The sequence below is a fragment of the Paenibacillus sp. VCA1 genome (assembly GCF_031583795.1).
GTDB classification, from domain to species: domain Bacteria; phylum Bacillota; class Bacilli; order Paenibacillales; family Paenibacillaceae; genus Paenibacillus_AQ; species Paenibacillus_AQ albilobatus.
This window is the reverse complement of sequence record NZ_JAVLSX010000002.1, coordinates 146,490-162,888: the sequence shown is the minus strand read 5'-3', so window position 1 is coordinate 162,888 and position 16,399 is coordinate 146,490. Positions and strand designations below refer to the sequence as shown.

At 56.9% G+C, this 16,399-nt stretch carries 14 protein-coding genes; 13 read left to right on the top strand and 1 reads right to left on the bottom strand.

The features are described 5' to 3' along the window. The first annotated feature begins 34 nt into the window (after window positions 1–34). The 6 genes from RJP21_RS04210 (at window position 35) to RJP21_RS04185 (ending at window position 6,277) form a co-directional block, all read left to right on the top strand. On the top strand, window positions 35–1,723 hold the full coding sequence (locus tag RJP21_RS04210; RefSeq protein ID WP_160040882.1) for a DNA repair helicase XPB: 1,689 nt from the start codon (window positions 35–37) through the stop codon (window positions 1,721–1,723). Further along, on the top strand, window positions 1,720–3,597 hold the full coding sequence (locus RJP21_RS04205) for a helicase-associated domain-containing protein (RefSeq protein ID WP_310858225.1): 1,878 nt from the start codon (window positions 1,720–1,722) through the stop codon (window positions 3,595–3,597). The genes RJP21_RS04210 and RJP21_RS04205 overlap by 4 nt, the downstream gene beginning before the upstream one ends. 109 nt (window positions 3,598–3,706) lie before the next feature. Then, the gene (locus RJP21_RS04200) at window positions 3,707–4,147 is read left to right on the top strand and encodes a YlbF/YmcA family competence regulator (RefSeq protein WP_160040885.1); all 441 of its coding nucleotides are present in this window, start codon (window positions 3,707–3,709) and stop codon (window positions 4,145–4,147) included. Window positions 4,148–4,186: 39 nt separating this feature from the next. Then, the gene (locus tag RJP21_RS04195; protein WP_160040887.1) at window positions 4,187–4,450 is read left to right on the top strand and encodes a YlbG family protein; all 264 of its coding nucleotides are present in this window, start codon (window positions 4,187–4,189) and stop codon (window positions 4,448–4,450) included. Window positions 4,451–4,791: 341 nt separating this feature from the next. Then, window positions 4,792–5,229 carry a hypothetical protein gene (locus RJP21_RS04190; RefSeq protein WP_160040889.1) on the top strand — a complete coding sequence of 146 codons (438 nt, stop codon included), beginning with the start codon at window positions 4,792–4,794 and terminating at the stop codon, window positions 5,227–5,229. Window positions 5,230–5,407: 178 nt separating this feature from the next. Then, complete coding sequence (locus tag RJP21_RS04185; protein ID WP_310858224.1) at window positions 5,408–6,277, top strand: PHP domain-containing protein; 870 nt, start codon at window positions 5,408–5,410, stop codon at window positions 6,275–6,277. Window positions 6,278–6,420: 143 nt separating this feature from the next. Here the strand turns inward: RJP21_RS04185 and RJP21_RS04180 are convergent, their stop codons facing one another. Next, window positions 6,421–8,178: an Rqc2 family fibronectin-binding protein gene (locus tag RJP21_RS04180; RefSeq protein WP_310858223.1), complete on the bottom strand. Its 1,758-nt coding sequence runs from the start codon at window positions 8,176–8,178 to the stop codon at window positions 6,421–6,423. 277 nt (window positions 8,179–8,455) lie between these two features. Between RJP21_RS04180 and RJP21_RS04175 the strand changes: the two genes are divergently transcribed. From RJP21_RS04175 to rpoZ, 7 genes are all read left to right on the top strand, one after another. Then, window positions 8,456–11,242 carry a calcium-translocating P-type ATPase, SERCA-type gene (locus RJP21_RS04175; protein WP_310858222.1) on the top strand — a complete coding sequence of 929 codons (2,787 nt, stop codon included), beginning with the start codon at window positions 8,456–8,458 and terminating at the stop codon, window positions 11,240–11,242. A 78-nt stretch (window positions 11,243–11,320) separates the two neighbouring features. Beyond that, on the top strand, window positions 11,321–12,163 hold the full coding sequence (dapF, locus tag RJP21_RS04170) for a diaminopimelate epimerase (RefSeq protein WP_310858221.1): 843 nt from the start codon (window positions 11,321–11,323) through the stop codon (window positions 12,161–12,163). A gap of 216 nt (window positions 12,164–12,379) precedes the next feature. Next, the gene (locus RJP21_RS04165; protein ID WP_310858220.1) at window positions 12,380–14,251 is read left to right on the top strand and encodes a bifunctional homocysteine S-methyltransferase/methylenetetrahydrofolate reductase; all 1,872 of its coding nucleotides are present in this window, start codon (window positions 12,380–12,382) and stop codon (window positions 14,249–14,251) included. Between the two features lie 38 nt (window positions 14,252–14,289). Beyond that, window positions 14,290–15,186 carry a YicC/YloC family endoribonuclease gene (locus tag RJP21_RS04160; protein ID WP_160040901.1) on the top strand — a complete coding sequence of 299 codons (897 nt, stop codon included), beginning with the start codon at window positions 14,290–14,292 and terminating at the stop codon, window positions 15,184–15,186. A 60-nt stretch (window positions 15,187–15,246) separates the two neighbouring features. Further along, window positions 15,247–15,507, top strand: a complete 261-nt coding sequence (gene remA / locus RJP21_RS04155; protein WP_036707683.1) for an extracellular matrix/biofilm regulator RemA — start codon at window positions 15,247–15,249, stop codon at window positions 15,505–15,507. Window positions 15,508–15,523: 16 nt separating this feature from the next. Next, a complete protein-coding gene (gene gmk / locus RJP21_RS04150) occupies window positions 15,524–16,096 on the top strand; it encodes a guanylate kinase (protein ID WP_160040903.1) in 573 nt (190 codons plus the stop codon). Window positions 16,097–16,148: 52 nt separating this feature from the next. Beyond that, window positions 16,149–16,376, top strand: a complete 228-nt coding sequence (rpoZ, locus tag RJP21_RS04145) for a DNA-directed RNA polymerase subunit omega (protein ID WP_160040905.1) — start codon at window positions 16,149–16,151, stop codon at window positions 16,374–16,376. The last annotated feature ends 23 nt before the right edge of the window (window positions 16,377–16,399 follow it).

The window sequence follows — 16,399 nt, the reverse complement described above, 5'->3', positions numbered from 1 at the left end:
AAGTGGACTTTTTCCATATGGAAAGGAGCCGAACATGAACGATCTTAAAGCCTGCATCATCCAGCGCGACCGCACGGTGCTGCTGGAATGCGGACATCCCGGATTCGAGGCGGCGCGGGAGAAGCTTTCCCGGTTTGCGGAGCTCGTCAAAAGCCCTTCCGCTTTCCATACCTATAGAATTACGCCGCTTTCTTTATGGAATGCGGCCGCCATGGGCTTCACCGCCGACGACATCGCCCGCGACCTGGAAGCCGTTTCGAGGTGGGGAATGCCGGCCGGGCTGCTGCCGGAAATCCGCGGGCTCGTGTCGAGATACGGCAAATTATGCCTGCAAAAGGAAACGGAGGGCGGGGAAGGCACGCTTTGTTTAACGGCTTCGGACAGCCGTTGTTTGGATGAAGCGCTAGCCGTCCCGGCGCTGTCGGGGATGAAGCTGGAGCGCATCTCTCCCACCCAAGCCCGGATTTCTGCGGAAGCAAGGGGACGCCTTAAACAGGAGCTCATGCGCTCCGGATTCCCGGTCCTGGATTTGGCGGGGTATCATACAGGGCAAGCGCTGCGGCTGGAATGGCGGCAAGCGGGCGGCGGGAAGCCGTTTGCCCTTCGAAGCTATCAGGAGGAAGCCGTGGCGGCGTTCGAGGGCGTTACGGGAAGCGGCGGCAGCGGGGTGCTCGTCCTTCCCTGTGGGGCGGGCAAGACGATCATCGGCATCGCCGCGCTGGAAAGACAGCAGTGCGAATGCTTGATTTTGACGTCGAACACCACTTCGGTCGAGCAGTGGATCCGGGAATTGACGGAGAAAACGACGCTGGATCCGGCGGAGGTCGGCCAATATGCCGGCGAACGGAAGGAAGTGAAGCCGGTCACCGTCGCCACGTATCAAATTTTGACCCATCGGCGCTCCAAGGATGCCGAATTCGAGCATATGAGGCTGTTTAACGAACGCAACTGGGGACTCATCATTTACGACGAAGTGCATCTGCTGCCGGCCCCTGTCTTCCGGGCCACGGCGGATATCCAGGCGACGCGCAGGCTCGGGTTGACCGCCACCTTGGTCAGGGAAGACGGGTGCGAGGAGGACGTGTTTTCCCTGATCGGGCCCAAACGGTATGAGATGCCTTGGAAGGAGCTTGAAGCGAAAGGCTGGATCGCCCGCGTCGAATGCAGCGAAATCCGCGTTCCGATGGAACCGGCGCTGCGCGACACCTATTCTTTTGCCGCGGGAAAAGAAAAATTCAGGCTGGCGGCGGAGAACCCGGCCAAAACGGCGATCGTCAAGGATTTGCTGAAACGGCATCCGCATGCGGGGGTTTTGGTGATCGGGCAATATTTGGACCAGCTTCAGGCGCTTGCGTCGGCGATCGGGGCGCCGCTCATCACCGGCAGGATGCCCCAGCGGCAGCGGGCGGATTTATACGCATCATTCAGAAAGGGGGAAACCCCCGTGCTTGTCGTATCGAAGGTGGCCAATTTTGCCGTGGATCTTCCCGATGCGTCGGTGGCCATTGAAGTGTCGGGGAGCTTCGGTTCGAGGCAGGAGGAGGCGCAGCGGCTGGGCAGGCTTTTGCGCCCGAAATCCGGGGACAACCGCGCCTTTTTTTACACGCTCGTGACCGAAGGCAGCAAGGAGGAGGAATTTGCCGTCAAACGCCAAATGTTCCTCATCGAGCAAGGGTATGAATATACGATCCATTCCGCAAGGGAGGTTAGGTCCGGAACATGAGCGTCGACCAATCGGCCGGATTCGAGGAATCGTTCGGCAAGCTCGCGGGTTGCGAGCTGGAGCTTTTAAAAGGGCTGGTCGGCCGGTTCGCCGGACAGCCTTTCGGCGAGCAGGCATGGGAAGGAATCGGCGGCATCGCCCGCACGGGCGCAGAACTGAAGCTGTCCTTCCTCCGGCTTCGAAAATACGGGTGGGTGCATGCCGTCAAAAAAGCCTGGGGCGAGCGGTTGTATTATATCCCGACGGAAAAGCTGGTCCGGCTGCTGCCGGTCCTGTATGTCCCGGAGCATAACGGCGCCGCCGAAGCCGGACTGGTCTTCCGCCAGGAGGCGGGGCCGGGCCTCCCGCTGGATCTGCTGCACGCGCTGGCCTTTGTCGCGGATCAGGGACTTCCTTTGACGGCAAAAGGGACGGTCCATAAAAAAAGCCTGCAAAAGCTGATGGAGCCGGTCTTTTTGAGCGATGAGCACGTGAAGCGCCTAGCGCTGCAATACGCGCACCAGGATGCTTGGGAGCCGGCGCCGGCCGTTTTGCTGGACCTGCTGTTATGCACGGGACTTCTATCCCCCGGAAACGGGGCTTTCGTACTCGAGGGGGAGCGGCTCCGGTCATGGCTCAGCTTGACGGAACGCGAAATGAACCGCATCCTGCTCCGCACCGTTATCGAGCGTTACGGCCCGAATGACGCGGGCCTGCAGCTTTTTCGTTATTTCATTTGCTTCCTCCCGGATGCCGGGGAGCAATGGATCGATGTTTCGTCGCTGCTGCGGTGGATGGAGGGCGAAGGCATGCTGCGCGCGGCAGCCGCCTCGGAACAAGCCGAGGCGTGGCTTTGCGCCCTTGCCGGATTCGGTTGGGGGGATGTCGCGGAAACGGCCGAAGGAGGATGCGCCTTCCGCTGGAACGTTGACGCGGCGCGATTGCTGCTTGAAGACGGACCCGAGGCTGAAGCTTCCGCATCAGGCTTTTTCGTGCAGCCGGATTTTGACGTCCTTTGCCCTCCGGACGTTCCGTTCCTTCTGCGCTGGAAGCTGCTTGCTTTTGCCGAGTTGGTTCAATGCGACCGCGTTTCGGTGTACAAGCTGACCCGGGCCGGGATTGCGAAGGCGGCGGAGAAGGGAATCGGCGCCGCGGAGATCGTTCAGGTTTTGTCGGCAGGCGCCGCGGCGGAAATCCCGGGCCATGTTGCCGCGGCCATCGAGCAGTGGGGCAGGGAACTCGGCCGCACCCGGTTCGAGGAGGCGCTGCTTTTGTCATGCCTGACCGAAAACGAAGCGGACCGGATTGCGGCGGCCCGCTCACGCATCGAAGGCGCTCTGGAGCGGATCGGGCCCAAACATTTTATCGCCAAAACCTCCGATACGGCCAAGATACGCAAAATTCTTGAAACCATGGGGCTGGCTCCGCTAAAAACGGTCGGAACCGGCGAACGCGCGCATCCGTCATATCCGCTGATCGGCGAAGAACCGGACGGCAAAACCCGCGGCACCATGCCGTGCGAAAGCTTCCATGAGCGGCAGGGCGTCGTTTACGGCGGCCGGAATGTCCGTTTGTTCGATCCGGACCCCGATATCCCGGAGCCTGCTTCGCTGTTTCCCGGGTATGAAGGGATTCCGGCGAGATGGCTTCGGGACTACCGGAGTTATCACAGCTCCACCGCGCAGACGATCGTCGAGCAGGCCCAAAGCTGGCAGACCCGGATTTTGCTGAACCTGGAAGGGAGACAAGCTGAATTCGCTCCCACGGCGGTTCATTCGGGCCCGTGGCGGGCAGAGGGCGTTTTGCATGACTTGGAAACCGGAGCGTACGAGCGGCGCGAGCTGACGGCCGGGGAACTGAGGGAGCTGAAACTGATCGTTCCCGAGTTCGATTGAGGCGATGGAAAAGAGCCGAAATCCCTCTTCTTAAGGGAGACGGGTTATGATATGATAGAAGAGTCCGCTGGATGACGGTGGAACTTTTTAAAGAATCGGGTTGAATTTCATGAGCGTATCAGAAGTGCAAACGATGGACATGGCTGCCGTACTGATGAACGCCTATGAATTAGGCGATATGATCAATCAGTCGGTTGAGGTGTCTGATTACTTATATTGGAAGCAGCGCGTAGACAGCAATCCTGCCATTCAGGAGCTGGTCCGGCTGCTGGCAAAAAAGAAAGAACTCTTCGATGAAACCCAGCGCTTCGGGCATTTTCATCCGAACTACCACAGCGCCAAGGACGAGGTGACGGCCGTCGAACAACAGCTGGATCAGTTCGAAGAGGTGGCGCGGTTCAAGCAGGCGGAAAAGGTTCTTGACGATCTGCTTCACCAAATGTCGGAAATGATCGCATATTCCGTTTCGGACACCATCAAGGTACCAAGCAACGATCCGCTTCCGAAACGCGGCTGCGGCGGTGGCGGCAAGTGCGGCTGCGGCGGCTGAACCGGGCAAGAGACAGGGGACAAAGCGAGGTGGGAAAAGATGTTTGCAGAACGGACAGGTTATATTATATGGGTCACGGATATCAAAGCGGCCAGAAACCTTGAGAAGTACGGGACCGTTCATTATATATCGAGACGCATGCATTATGTCGTTATGTACGTCAATGCGGATCGCGCCGAAGAGACCGCCAAAAACATTCGCAGGCTTTCCTATGTGCGAAAAATTGAGCGCTCCTACCGGAACGAGATCAAAACGGAATATTCGAAGGATGTTCCCGACAAAACAAGATTTTATGGCCTATGACGGAACGGGCCGTTCGTAGCCGCGGATGAACGCGGATTCCCATCCAAACAGAACGATGAGCTTTTCGCAAAAGCAGCCTAAGGGCTGCTTTTTTTTGCATGGATCAGCATGAGAAACGTTTCCGTTGGGGACAGCCGCCTTTGGGCGTCACGGGGAGCAGGGAAGCTTTGTTCTGTTTTGGCGTGGCGCCGCTTTGTCGGATTGTCGCTTTTTAGTCTGAGAGCCATCTGGAAATCTATCGATTTTAAGACTTTTTTACTTGTGCAACATGTTGTTGTGATGTAATATAATAGGTAAAAATATCTAGACAGAAAGTCCTATGTGGTGGAGAGTGATGTTCCATGCGCGACAAAGGAATGGAAAGATGGAGCACCTATGAACCATTCTACGTTGTCCTGGGCGATAAGAAGGTTGCTGACATCGTCATAACCAATCATGCAAAAACAAGATATAACGATCGCATCGAGCGCGGGGATCACCAGACGGACGACATTGCGGCATGGATGTGGGAATGTCTGAAGCAAAGCCGGATGCTCCCTTATTACCGAAATGAACAGGACGTTTATTTGATTGACGAGGATTTGGTCGTCGTTGCCGAGTTTACCGAGCTTGAGGGGGAATATGATATCACCGGCAATCCGTTGCATAAAATGATCGTGGTTACGTTTTTGGGCCGGATGTCCGAAACGATCGAACTGAGGGATTTGAAATCCTATTACTCCTGGCTTCGCCATTCCCGAAGAATGACGCTCATTAAAAATACGCGCAAACGCAGATAGCCTATAATTTTACATACGATGATGCTGCATGGCCGGCATGGGATCCGAGAAGGCGGGTTCCATGCTTTTTTGTGCTTCTTTTTTTGGCCAGGAGCCCTTCTCCCCGGTTCATTTGGCGGAAGCGTCCCGCTTCCTATACAATAAGGAAAAAGAAAGATGGAATCAGGAGGAAAACTTTATGGCTGCTGCAACAGGAAGATGCGACCTGCATACGCACACGCTGGCGTCGGACGGCATGCAAAGTCCCGCGGAAAACGTGCGGCTTGCCCGGGAAAGGGGGCTGGCGGCCATCGCCATTACCGACCACGATACCGTGGCGGGCGTGAAGGAGGCGATGGACGAAGGCGAGCGCTGCGGCGTCGCCGTCGTCCCCGGCGTGGAAATCAGCACGCGCGCGGGCGGAAAGGACATCCATGTGCTCGGGTATTACGTCGATTGCGGGGATGAAACGTTTCTGAAGAGGCTTGCCGGGTTGCGGAACACAAGGGAAGGGCGCAACGAAAAAATGATCGCGAAGCTGCAGGAGCTTGGCGTGGATATAACGATGGAAGAGGTCATCGCCGGACTGGGGAGGGAGCTGCGGCCCGACGAGACCGTCGGACGCCCGCATATGGCGGATGTGCTGGTAAGGAAAGGATATGCCCGCGATATGCGTGACGCGTTTGACAAATATTTGGGCGAAAACGCCCCTGCGTACGTGTCCGTGCCGCGGATTTCCCCGGAAGAAGCGTGTTTGTGGATCCGCGAGGCCGGAGGGACGCCGGTGCTGGCGCATCCGGGAATTTACGGCGACGATGCGCTTGTGGAGCGGATTTTGGAAAAAGCCAAGCCGGCCGGCATCGAGGTGTTTCATTCGGATCATCGTCCGGAAGACGAGAAACGTTATCAAGCGATGGCCGATGCCCACGGTCTGATCGTGACGGCGGGCTCCGATTTCCACGGGGCCAGGCAGGGCGTCGTGTTCCACGGCGACATCGGCAGCCGGACGGTATCGGCCGCGGTATTGGAGCAATTAAAGCGGGCGTCCGCCGGCGGCGGATCATGCTGAAGTGGACAAAAAAGCTGCGCGTTTCTGCTTGAAAAGCAGAAGCGGCAGCTTTTTTGTTTTTGGCGAACAAATATGGCTCGGTCGCCTGGCTATCGCCTGAGAAACGGCAAAAGCAGCGCAGGGACGGAATCGTTTGATTCGCCTTATTTCAACGCGTTGGCAAGGCTTTTGATCCGTTTCTCGTCCGGCGTAATCACAAGCGTTTTCTGATGATCATAGATGACGAAACCCGGTTTTGCCCCGTTCGGCTTGTGCACGTGACGGATCAAGGTGTAGTCGACGGGTACGCTGCTGGACTCTTTGGCCTGACTGTAATAGGCGGCGAGCATCGCCGCTTCCTCAAGCGTCGCGTCGCCGTATTCGCCGCCGCGGATGACGACGTGCGAGCCGGGAATGTCTTTGGTATGCAGCCACGTATCTCCTGAGCTGGCCAGCTTGTTGGTCAAATATTCGTTTTGCAGGTTGTTTTTGCCGACATAGATTTCGATGCCCTCGGACGACGTAAACACATGCAGCGTAGGACGGTCGTTTTTTTTCTTTTTCTTCGTCTTTTTGCTGCGGTCGCGGAGATATCCCTGCTGGATGAGCTCTTCGCGGATTTCGTCGATGTCGCTCATGGACGCATAGGACAGCTGCTGCAGCAGCTCGTCCATGTAGCGGATTTCTTCCTTTGTTTTCTCCAGCTGCTCTTGAATGACGACGAGGCTGTTTTTGTATTTGTTGTATTTTTTGAAATACCGCTGGGCGTTGTCCGACGGCGTCAGCAGCGGATCGAGCGGGATGGCGACCGTCTTTTGCTCCTCGTCGTAAAAATTGACCAGCTCCGCCGTCTTGTCGCCTTTTTGGATCGTATGCAGCGAAGCGAACAGCAGTTCACCGTAGATCCGATACTTGTCGGCATCATCCGCTTCGGCCAGATCTTTGTGCAGGTGATCGAGTTTTTTGATGTTTTTGGAGCGTTCGTTTTGCAAAAAACGCAGCAGGTCGCTCACCTTTTGCTTGACCGTATCCCGTTCGGCCTTTTCCCCGAAATAATCCTCCATGCAGGCGCTGATCGAATCGTAATGCTTGATTTCGTCCTGCAGCAGCGTCAGGTTGACGGCGGAAAAAACGATTTTGCCCTTGGCGTTTGCTCCGGATACCGGCGCGTAATCATGCGTTCGGACGGGCTCCATCACCGAGGCGAAAGCCTCCCATAATGCGGAGCAGCGCTCATACGTTTCCTCCTCGTTTAATTGTGGTTCGGATACCGCCTGGATCCCGGCACGGTGCGCAATTTCCTGGGCGACCAGCGGGCTCACCCCGCTGAACGTATCGACGATCCACGAAACCGGATCCTGCGCGCCGGAGCATTTGACGATAAAATCCTTCCGGTCCGCCGCCAGCGGATCGATCTTATTTTGCTGCGGCGGCTCGGTATAGGCAAACCCCGGCATGACGATCCGGTAGCTGCTGATGCTCGGCGTGACATGGTGAATGCCGTCGAGAATGGTTTCGCTCGCATGGTCGGTCAAGATGACGTTGCTGTGGCGCCCCATCAGCTCGACGATGATTTTTTTGGTCGACACGTCCCCGAGCTCGTCGCGCTGGCGAACCGTCAAATGGATGATGCGCTCCATGCCGACCTGGGCGACGTCCTCGATGATACCGCCTTCGCAATGCTTGCGCATGAGCATGCAAAACATCGGCGCTTCCTGCGGGTTCATGAAACTCCGGTCCGTAAAATGTACGCGCGGGTATGTCGGGTTTGCCGACAACAGCAGCTTGGCGTTGCCTTCGCGCGTACGCAGGTGAAGCAGAAGATCATGGTCTCCAGGCTGGGATATTTTGCTGATCCGGGCGCCGCGGCATTTCTCCAGCTCGTGCACGATCGCCCTCGTTACGATTCCGTCCAATGACATGTTTTATATCTCCTATCTATCGTATATGTGATAAGTTGGATGATTGCGGGTGACTTGTTCGGATTTTGCGTCATTCGGTACGGCCGATTTATGGATTTCTGCAAAATCCCCTCTTCAAAACCAGTCCTCTCTATGATGCCATAGTTTGCCCAAAAACTTAAGAGGCCCGTGCTGTGATATTTCAGGCCCTGTCCGAATACATTTACGTTAGAACAGGTGGAAAAGCTGTCCGGCGCCTTGCCGGCAGCAGCATAAAGAGCGGGAGGGAAAGGGAAGCATGGAACAAAAAGCATGGCATCAGATGAATGCCGAAGATCTGCAGCAGATTCTGAACGTGCAGTCGCAGCGCGGCCTGACCGAAGAACAGGCTGACGAGCGAAGAAAGCAGCATGGAAGCAACGAGCTGTCCGAAGGCAAAAAGATCTCTTTATTCGCACTGTTTTTGAACCAGTTCAAGGATTTTATGACTCTGGTGCTGATGGGGGCCACCTTGGTGTCCGGCCTGCTGGGCGAATATCTGGATGCCGTTACGATTATCGCTATCATTTTGCTGAACGGAGTGCTGGGGTTTATCCAGGAATTCCGGGCCGAGCGTTCCCTGCGCGCGCTGAAGCAGCTGTCGGCTCCGTCCGCCAAAGTGCTCAGGGAAGGCAGGGTCGTCTCGATTCCGGCGAAAATGCTCGTTCCCGGAGACGTCGTCCTGCTGGAGAGCGGCGATCGGGTTCCGGCCGACGTGCGGTGGCTGGAGACAAGCAGCTGTTACATCGAGGAATCGGCGCTGACGGGCGAATCGGTTCCCGTCGGGAAGCACAGCCAGGCGATATCGGAATCCGAGGTGCCTCTCGGGGATCAGAAAAACCTCGGCTTCATGGGCACGATGATGACGCGCGGCACCGCGAAAGGGATCGTCGTCCGGACCGGCATGGATACGGAGATGGGCAAAATCGCCGACCTGATCCAAAATACCGACACGCAGCAAACCCCGCTGCAGCATCGGTTGGAGCAGCTCGGCAAACTGCTTATTATGCTCGCGCTCGGCCTGACCGTCATGGTCGTGGTGGCGGGCATCCTGCATGGACAGCCAGCGGTCGGCATGTTCCTCGCCGGCGTCAGCCTTGCCGTCGCCGCCATACCGGAAGGGCTGCCGGCCATCGTGACCGTCGCATTGGCTCTTGGCGTGCAGCGGATGATTAAACGGAAGGCGATCGTCAGGAAGCTCCCTTCCGTCGAAACGCTCGGCTGCGCGTCCGTCATTTGTTCGGATAAGACAGGCACTTTGACCCAAAACAAAATGACCGTCACGCGGCTATGGGTTGGCGGCAGGGATCTGGAAGTGACGGGAGACGGGTACGCCCCGACGGGCCAAATTCTCGAAAAGGGCAAGGCCATCGATGTCCGGAACGACCAAGCGCTGCGCCGCCTGCTGCAAATCGGTGCTCTGTGCAACAATGCCGAAATTTACGAGGTGCAGCAGACCGAGCCGAAGGGCAAACGCAAAGGGAAAGAAGAGCCGGCAGGTTCGGTATGGGGGCTTAAAGGAGATCCGACCGAGGGCGCGCTTATCACGTTGTCTTCCAAAATGGGCGTGACCCCGGATTCGTTGTCGGGATTGTACAAACGCGACCAGGAATTCCCCTTCGATTCCGAGCGCAAGCTGATGTCCGTTGTGGTCAGCCATCAAGGCGGCCGGCTGCTGTGCACGAAAGGCGCCCCGGACGTGCTTTTGAACCAGTGCGCTTATATTTTATGGGAAGGAAACGTCGTGCCGTTTACCGCCACCTTGAAGCAAAAAGTGCTGGCGGCCAACGAGCAGATGGCCTCGAACGCGCTCCGGGTGCTGGGGACCGCGTACCGCGACGTACGCGCAAACGATTCGTTGAGCAGCGAAAAGGATGCCGAAAGCCAGCTCGTATTCGTCGGCTTGGCCGGCATGATCGATCCGCCGCGGCGCGAGGTCCGCGACGCGATCAACACCTGCCGCCGCGCCGGCATCAAAACGGTCATGATTACCGGGGACCACGGCACCACGGCAGAGGCGATCGCGCAGCAGCTCAGCATCATGCCCCGCGGCGGGTTGGCGATGACGGGCCAGGAGCTGAACCGGATCGACGATGCGGAGCTGGATTCGAAGGTGGACAACATCTATGTATACTCCCGCGTTTCGCCGGAGCATAAGCTGCGGATCGTGAAGTCGCTGCAGCGGAAAGGCCATGTTGTGGCGATGACGGGAGACGGCGTGAACGACGCGCCGGCGATCAAAGCCGCCGACATCGGCATCGCCATGGGGATCACGGGAACCGACGTTACCAAGGAAGCTTCGGCGCTGGTGCTCAGCGACGACAACTTCTCCACGATCGTTGCGGCGATCGAGGAAGGCCGGAGCATTTACGAAAATATCCGCAAGTTTATCCGCTACCTGCTGGCTTCGAACGTGGGCGAAATTTTGACGATGTTTTTTGCGATGATGCTTGCGCTGCCGCTCCCGCTGCTGCCGATCCAGATTTTGTGGGTGAACCTGGTGACCGACGGCCTGCCGGCGATGGCGCTTGGCGTCGACCAGCCGGAGAAGGATTTGATGGAGCATAAACCGCGCGGCGCGAAAGAAAACATCTTCGCGCGGCGGCTCGGCTGGAAAATCATCAGCCGCGGCTTTTTGATCGGCTTTTGCACGCTGGGAGCCTTCTGGCTGACGCTTCGGATCGATCCCGGCAACGCGGGGCAAATCGCCAAGGCGCAGTCGGTCGCGTTCGCCACGCTCGTTTTGGCGCAGCTCATCCACGTATTCGACTGCAGAAGCTCGCGGTCCATTTTCCACCGCAATCCGCTGCAAAACAAATATTTGGTGCTGGCGGTGCTCTCCTCGGTCGTCCTGATGCTAGGCGTCATGTACATCGAGGCGCTGCAGCCGATCTTCAAGACGGTGCCGCTCGGTTTCCGCGAATGGGCGATTTCGATCGTTGCCGCGGGCATTCCGACATTCCTCATGGGCGCGGGCAGCGTTTGGGGCGGCAGACGCCAGAAGCGCAGACGCTTCGTGGCGAAAAGTACAAACATTTCGGCATAAAGTTTATACATTTCAGCCATTCCTTAAGCTATGCTAGGGAACAGAAAAAACAAGCAACTTAAGGAGTGGCAGCAGCCGATGGAATTTACGAAAATGCATGGTCTTGGCAATGACTTTATTGTGATATACGGCGAGCAGGCTCTTCCGGTCAATGCGGCGGAGCTTGCCGTCAAATGGTGCGACCGTTATTTCGGGATCGGGGCCGATGGGCTTGTCTACATCCTGCCGTCCGAGCGGGCGGACTACCGGATGAAAATCATCAATTCGGACGGAAGCGAAGCGGAGCAATGCGGGAACGCGATCCGCTGCGTCGCCAAATACGTATACGACCACGGTTACGTTAAAAGGGAAGAGATCACGATCGAAACGCTCGGAGCCGGCGTGCAAAAGATCGCCATTCAGGCGGTGAACGGCAAGGCGGCGTTGATGACGGTCGATATGGGCGAACCGGTGCTTTCCGGGCTTCGGATCCCGACGACGATCGATGCCGCGCAAGTGGTGGACGTTCCGCTGGAAGCCGATGGTGAAACCTTCCGGTTTACGGCCGTTTCGATGGGCAATCCGCACTGCGTCATTTACGTCGACGACGCCGTTCATTTCGATCTTCATGCCTGGGGGCCGAAGCTGGAAGCGCACCCCCTTTTTCCGAAAAAAGTGAACGTGGAGTTTGCGACCGTTTTGGACCGGAAGACGATCGACATGCGCGTCTGGGAACGGGGAGCGGGCCCCACGCTAGCATGCGGCACGGGAGCTTGCGCGACGCTGGTCTCCTCGGTGCTGAACGGGAAAACGGACCGCGAGGCGGAGGTGCGTTTGAAAGGCGGCAGCCTCTTCATCAAGTGGAACGAGGCGGACAACCGGATCTATATGACGGGGCCGGCCGCGTTCGTGTTCGCGGGACATACCGATCCGGCGGCCTGATGGCCAAAATGACGGGCAACGACGAAAAGCCTGCCGAACGCTCCTTTAGGGGAGCGGTCCGGCAGGCTTTTTTGTCCTTACGCACCGGCGCAGAGGAGACCGGCGATTCAGTCCGGGCAGGGCAGCCTTTCGCTTTTTGAATTCCTTGCGAACTAGTGGGAATTTGGAGGCATTTGTGATACATTAGATGAAAACTACGGGTTGGGGGAATAACTGATGAAGCCGGATTTGCGAGTGGTGTTGGACAACAAGGTGCTTGTCGGGGACGGCGCGATGGGTACTTTTTTATATCAAATGGGTTTTCCTGTGGGGATTTCGTACGAGGAGCTGAACTTAACTTCGCCGGAGGTCATTCGGGACGTTCACCGGCGTTATGTCGATGCGGGCGCGCAGGTGCTGGAGTCCAATACGTTTTCGGCCAATTTCGATAAACTGTCCAAATACGGGCTGGAATCCAAAGTCGCCGAGATCAACCGGGCCGGCGTGCGGATTGCGCGGGAAGCGGCGGGAGAAGCCGGTTACGTCGTCGGGGCCGTCGGCTCCATCCGCGGCGGCAAACGGACGAACATTTCGAACGCCGAGCTGAAGAAGTATTTCGAGCAGCAGCTGCAGGCGTTATTGGCGGAAGGCGTGGACGGCGTCATGCTCGAAACCTTTTATAATGTCGAGGAGCTGGTGCTCGCTTTATCCATTACGCGCCGCTTGACCGACATTCCGGTCATTTGCCAGTTTGCGGTCGAGGACGTCGCCAGAACGCTGGACGGCTACACGATGCACGACGCCTTCCGGATCGTGCAGCAGGAGGGGGCCGACATCATCGGCTTCAACTGCCGCACCGGCCCGAACGGGATTTTGAGCGCGATCAAGTCGCTTGACGGCCATCTGCCTGCCCCGGTTTCGGTTTATCCGAATGCGGGCGTGGCCGATTACGTGGACGGGGAATACCGCTATGGAGCGGGTCCGGAATATTTCGGGCAAATGGCGGTTCAATTTGCCGACGCGGGCGCGCGCATCATCGGGGGCTGCTGCGGTACGACGCCTGCCCATATCGAAGCCATTTCCCGGGCGCTCGAGGATTACGTGCCGCAGCCGGCCGTGTACGAGCCCATCCCGGAGCACGCGGCGCCGGCAATCGTCCTCGAACCCGCCCCGGAAGAAGTTACGGGCAGCCGCGAACCGAACTTGGTCGATTTGGCGAAGCAGCGGCACACGGTCATCGTGGAGCTGGATCCGCCGCGCGACTTGGACATCTCGAAATTTATGCAGGGCGCGCAGCGGCTGAAAGAGGCCGGGGCCGACGCGCTGACGCTTGCCGACAACTCGCTGGCCGTCACGCGCATGAGCAATATGGCGCTCGGCCATCTCGTCCAGGTCGAGACCGGGCTGCGCCCTTTGGTGCATATCGCCTGCCGCGACCGCAACCTGATCGGCACGCAGTCGCACATGATGGGCTTCGACGCCCTCGGGATCGACCACGTGCTGGCCGTGACGGGCGATCCTGCCCGGTTCGGGGATTTGCCGGGCTCCAGTTCGGTGTACGACCTGACGTCGTTCGAAATTATCCGGATGATCAAGCAGCTGAACGAAGGCATTTCCTTCTCCGGGAAACCGCTCAAGCAAAAAGCGAAATTCGTGGTAGGCGCCGCCTTTAACCCGCACGGGAAACATTTGGATAAAGCGGTGGCCCGCCTGGAACGGAAAATCGCCGCCGGCGCGGATTACATCATGACCCAGCCGGTGTACGATCCCGAGCTGATTCGGGCGGTGAGCGAAGCGACCCGTCACCTGGATACGCCGATCTTTATGGGGATCATGCCGCTCGCCAGCGGCAGAAACGCGGAATATTTGCACAACGAAGTGCCCGGCATCCATTTGTCGGACGACGTCCGCAGCCGGATGGCAGGCCTTGAGGGGGAAGAAGGCAGGGCGATGGGCGTTCAGATCGCGAAGGAACTGCTTGATGTCGCAATGGAGCATTTTAACGGGATTTACTTGATGACCCCGTTCATGCTGTATGAAATGAGCGCCCAGCTGATCGAACACGTATGGGCCAAATCCGGCCGCCAATTGTCCCCCTTGTTTCGTTGATCGTAATCAATTACAATAGTGTAATGGATGTGGTGCCGATGTCTTTTAGCATGACCGGATACGGTCGATCCGCCCTTCAGCACGGAGGGCGTAAAGTGGTATTTGAAGTGAAGTCCGTCAATCACCGATACTGCGAAGTCGTGCTTCGTCTGCCGCGTGAGTGGACTTGCTTCGAGGACGCTTTGCGGAGAACGGTGCAGCAGTACGTCAAGCGCGGACGCGTCGATGTGTTCGTCACGAAGGAAGAAGGCGACGATCATGCTCCGCATGCCTTGCTTAACGACCATGCCGTGAAGATGTATCTGCAGGCGGCGCAGGAAATTTCGCAGCGGTACGGCCTCGACGGCGAATTGACCGTGAAGGATTTGTTGTCCTTTCCCGACGTGTGGATCACGCCGGATCACGGCGCTTTCGCGGACGACTCCGACGTGGACGAATGGGGGCCTGTGCTGGAAAAAGGTCTGCGATCCGCCCTGGATGGTCTTACGGCGATGCGAAGCATGGAGGGCAAGCACTTGGCGGCGGACGTGGAGCAGCGGTTAAGCAAGCTGCAAGCTCTGCATGCCGAAATGCTGCAGTTGGCGCCAACAGTAGTCGAGGATTACCGCAATAAGCTCAAACAAAGGCTGTCTGATCTTCATGACGGTTCGTTTGCCTTTGATGAACATAAATTTGGCATGGAAATTGCAATTTTCGCAGACCGTTCCAACATAGATGAAGAACTGATACGGCTGCAGAGCCATTTTGAGCAATGCAAGGGTTTGCTTCGTGCGGATGAACCGGTCGGAAGAAAACTGGATTTTCTGATTCAGGAAATGAACAGGGAAGTCAATACGATTGGATCGAAGGCCAATCATCTGACTCTGGTAAACCGTGTTGTCGAAATGAAGGCGGAGCTGGAAAAAATTCGCGAACAATTGGCCAATATAGAATAAAAGGCGCTTTCGACATAGAACAGGCGAGAGTCAAATGTGTATAGGGGGAAGAACCTGATTATGGCAATCAAACTCATTAACATCGGCTTCGGGAATATTGTGTCGGCTAACCGAATCATTTCCATTGTAAGCCCTGAATCAGCACCCATTAAAAGAATCATTCAGGAAGCAAGAGACCGTCATATGTTGATCGACGCGACATACGGACGCCGGACCCGTGCCGTCATCATTACGGACAGCGATCACGTCATCCTGTCCGCGGTACAGCCGGAAACGGTGGCTCACCGTCTGTCCAGCAAAGACGACGATCATGACGAATAACGAGTTGGGGAGTACTATGTCAAAAGGATTATTGTTTGTTTTGTCCGGGCCGTCCGGAGTTGGGAAAGGAACCGTATGCACCGCGCTGAGAGGCAAACTTCCGGAGCTCGTGTATTCCGTTTCGGCCACGACGCGGAGTCCGCGGCTCGGCGAGGAAGACGGCGTGAATTATTTTTTTAAATCCCGCGAGCAGTTTTTGGAAATGATGCAAAACAACGAGCTGCTGGAATATGCTGAATACGTCGGCAATTATTACGGCACGCCGCGCGATTTCGTGGAAAAAACGCTTGAAAGCGGCAAGGACATCATTTTGGAAATCGAGGTGCAAGGCGCGCTGCAGGTAAAGGAAAAATTCCCGCAAGGCGTCTTTATCTTCCTGCTGCCGCCGTCGCTGGATGAGCTGAAAGACCGGATCGTGGGACGCGGAACGGAAAGCCAGGCGACGATCGATCACCGGATGTCGGTGGCGGTTGACGAAATCGGCCTGATGGAGCATTATGACTATGCCGTCGTCAACGACGAGATCGATTGCGCGTGCAAAAGAATAGAATCGATTATCGTAGCCGAACATTGTAAGGTGAAGCGGTAATCGGAAAGCTCGGCGTAAATATTTTACTTTGGATAAAAGAGGTGGCAGTAACGTGTTGTATCCTTCGATTGATGAAATGATGAACAAGGTCGACAGCAAGTATTCGCTGGTGGTCGCTGCGTCCAAACGCGCCAGACAGCTGCGCGAGGGAGAGAAAACCGAACTGAAAAACCCGCGCTCCCATAAATTCGTCGGCGTGGCGCTTGAGGAAATCTACAATGACATGATCCGTGTCGTGCCTCAGCCCGAAGGGGAACGGGACGAGATCAAGAAGCCTTAACGTTTTAAGATCGCCTTAAACGA

Excerpts from the sequence above, each read along its gene's own strand:
- RJP21_RS04195 (WP_160040887.1), top strand. The coding sequence starts at position 4,187 with ATGTTTGCAGAACGGACAGGTTATATTATATGGGTCACGGATATCAAA.
- RJP21_RS04210 (WP_160040882.1), top strand. The coding sequence starts at position 35 with ATGAACGATCTTAAAGCCTGCATCATCCAGCGCGACCGCACGGTGCTG.
- RJP21_RS04175 (WP_310858222.1), top strand. The coding sequence starts at position 8,456 with ATGGAACAAAAAGCATGGCATCAGATGAATGCCGAAGATCTGCAGCAG.
- RJP21_RS04205 (WP_310858225.1), top strand. The coding sequence starts at position 1,720 with ATGAGCGTCGACCAATCGGCCGGATTCGAGGAATCGTTCGGCAAGCTC.
- gmk (WP_160040903.1), top strand. The coding sequence starts at position 15,524 with ATGTCAAAAGGATTATTGTTTGTTTTGTCCGGGCCGTCCGGAGTTGGG.
- remA (WP_036707683.1), top strand. The coding sequence starts at position 15,247 with ATGGCAATCAAACTCATTAACATCGGCTTCGGGAATATTGTGTCGGCT.
- RJP21_RS04180 (WP_310858223.1), bottom strand. The coding sequence starts at position 8,178 with ATGTCATTGGACGGAATCGTAACGAGGGCGATCGTGCACGAGCTGGAG.
- RJP21_RS04165 (WP_310858220.1), top strand. The coding sequence starts at position 12,380 with ATGAAGCCGGATTTGCGAGTGGTGTTGGACAACAAGGTGCTTGTCGGG.
- RJP21_RS04200 (WP_160040885.1), top strand. The coding sequence starts at position 3,707 with ATGAGCGTATCAGAAGTGCAAACGATGGACATGGCTGCCGTACTGATG.
- RJP21_RS04190 (WP_160040889.1), top strand. The coding sequence starts at position 4,792 with ATGCGCGACAAAGGAATGGAAAGATGGAGCACCTATGAACCATTCTAC.
- RJP21_RS04160 (WP_160040901.1), top strand. The coding sequence starts at position 14,290 with ATGTCTTTTAGCATGACCGGATACGGTCGATCCGCCCTTCAGCACGGA.
- RJP21_RS04185 (WP_310858224.1), top strand. The coding sequence starts at position 5,408 with ATGGCTGCTGCAACAGGAAGATGCGACCTGCATACGCACACGCTGGCG.
- dapF (WP_310858221.1), top strand. The coding sequence starts at position 11,321 with ATGGAATTTACGAAAATGCATGGTCTTGGCAATGACTTTATTGTGATA.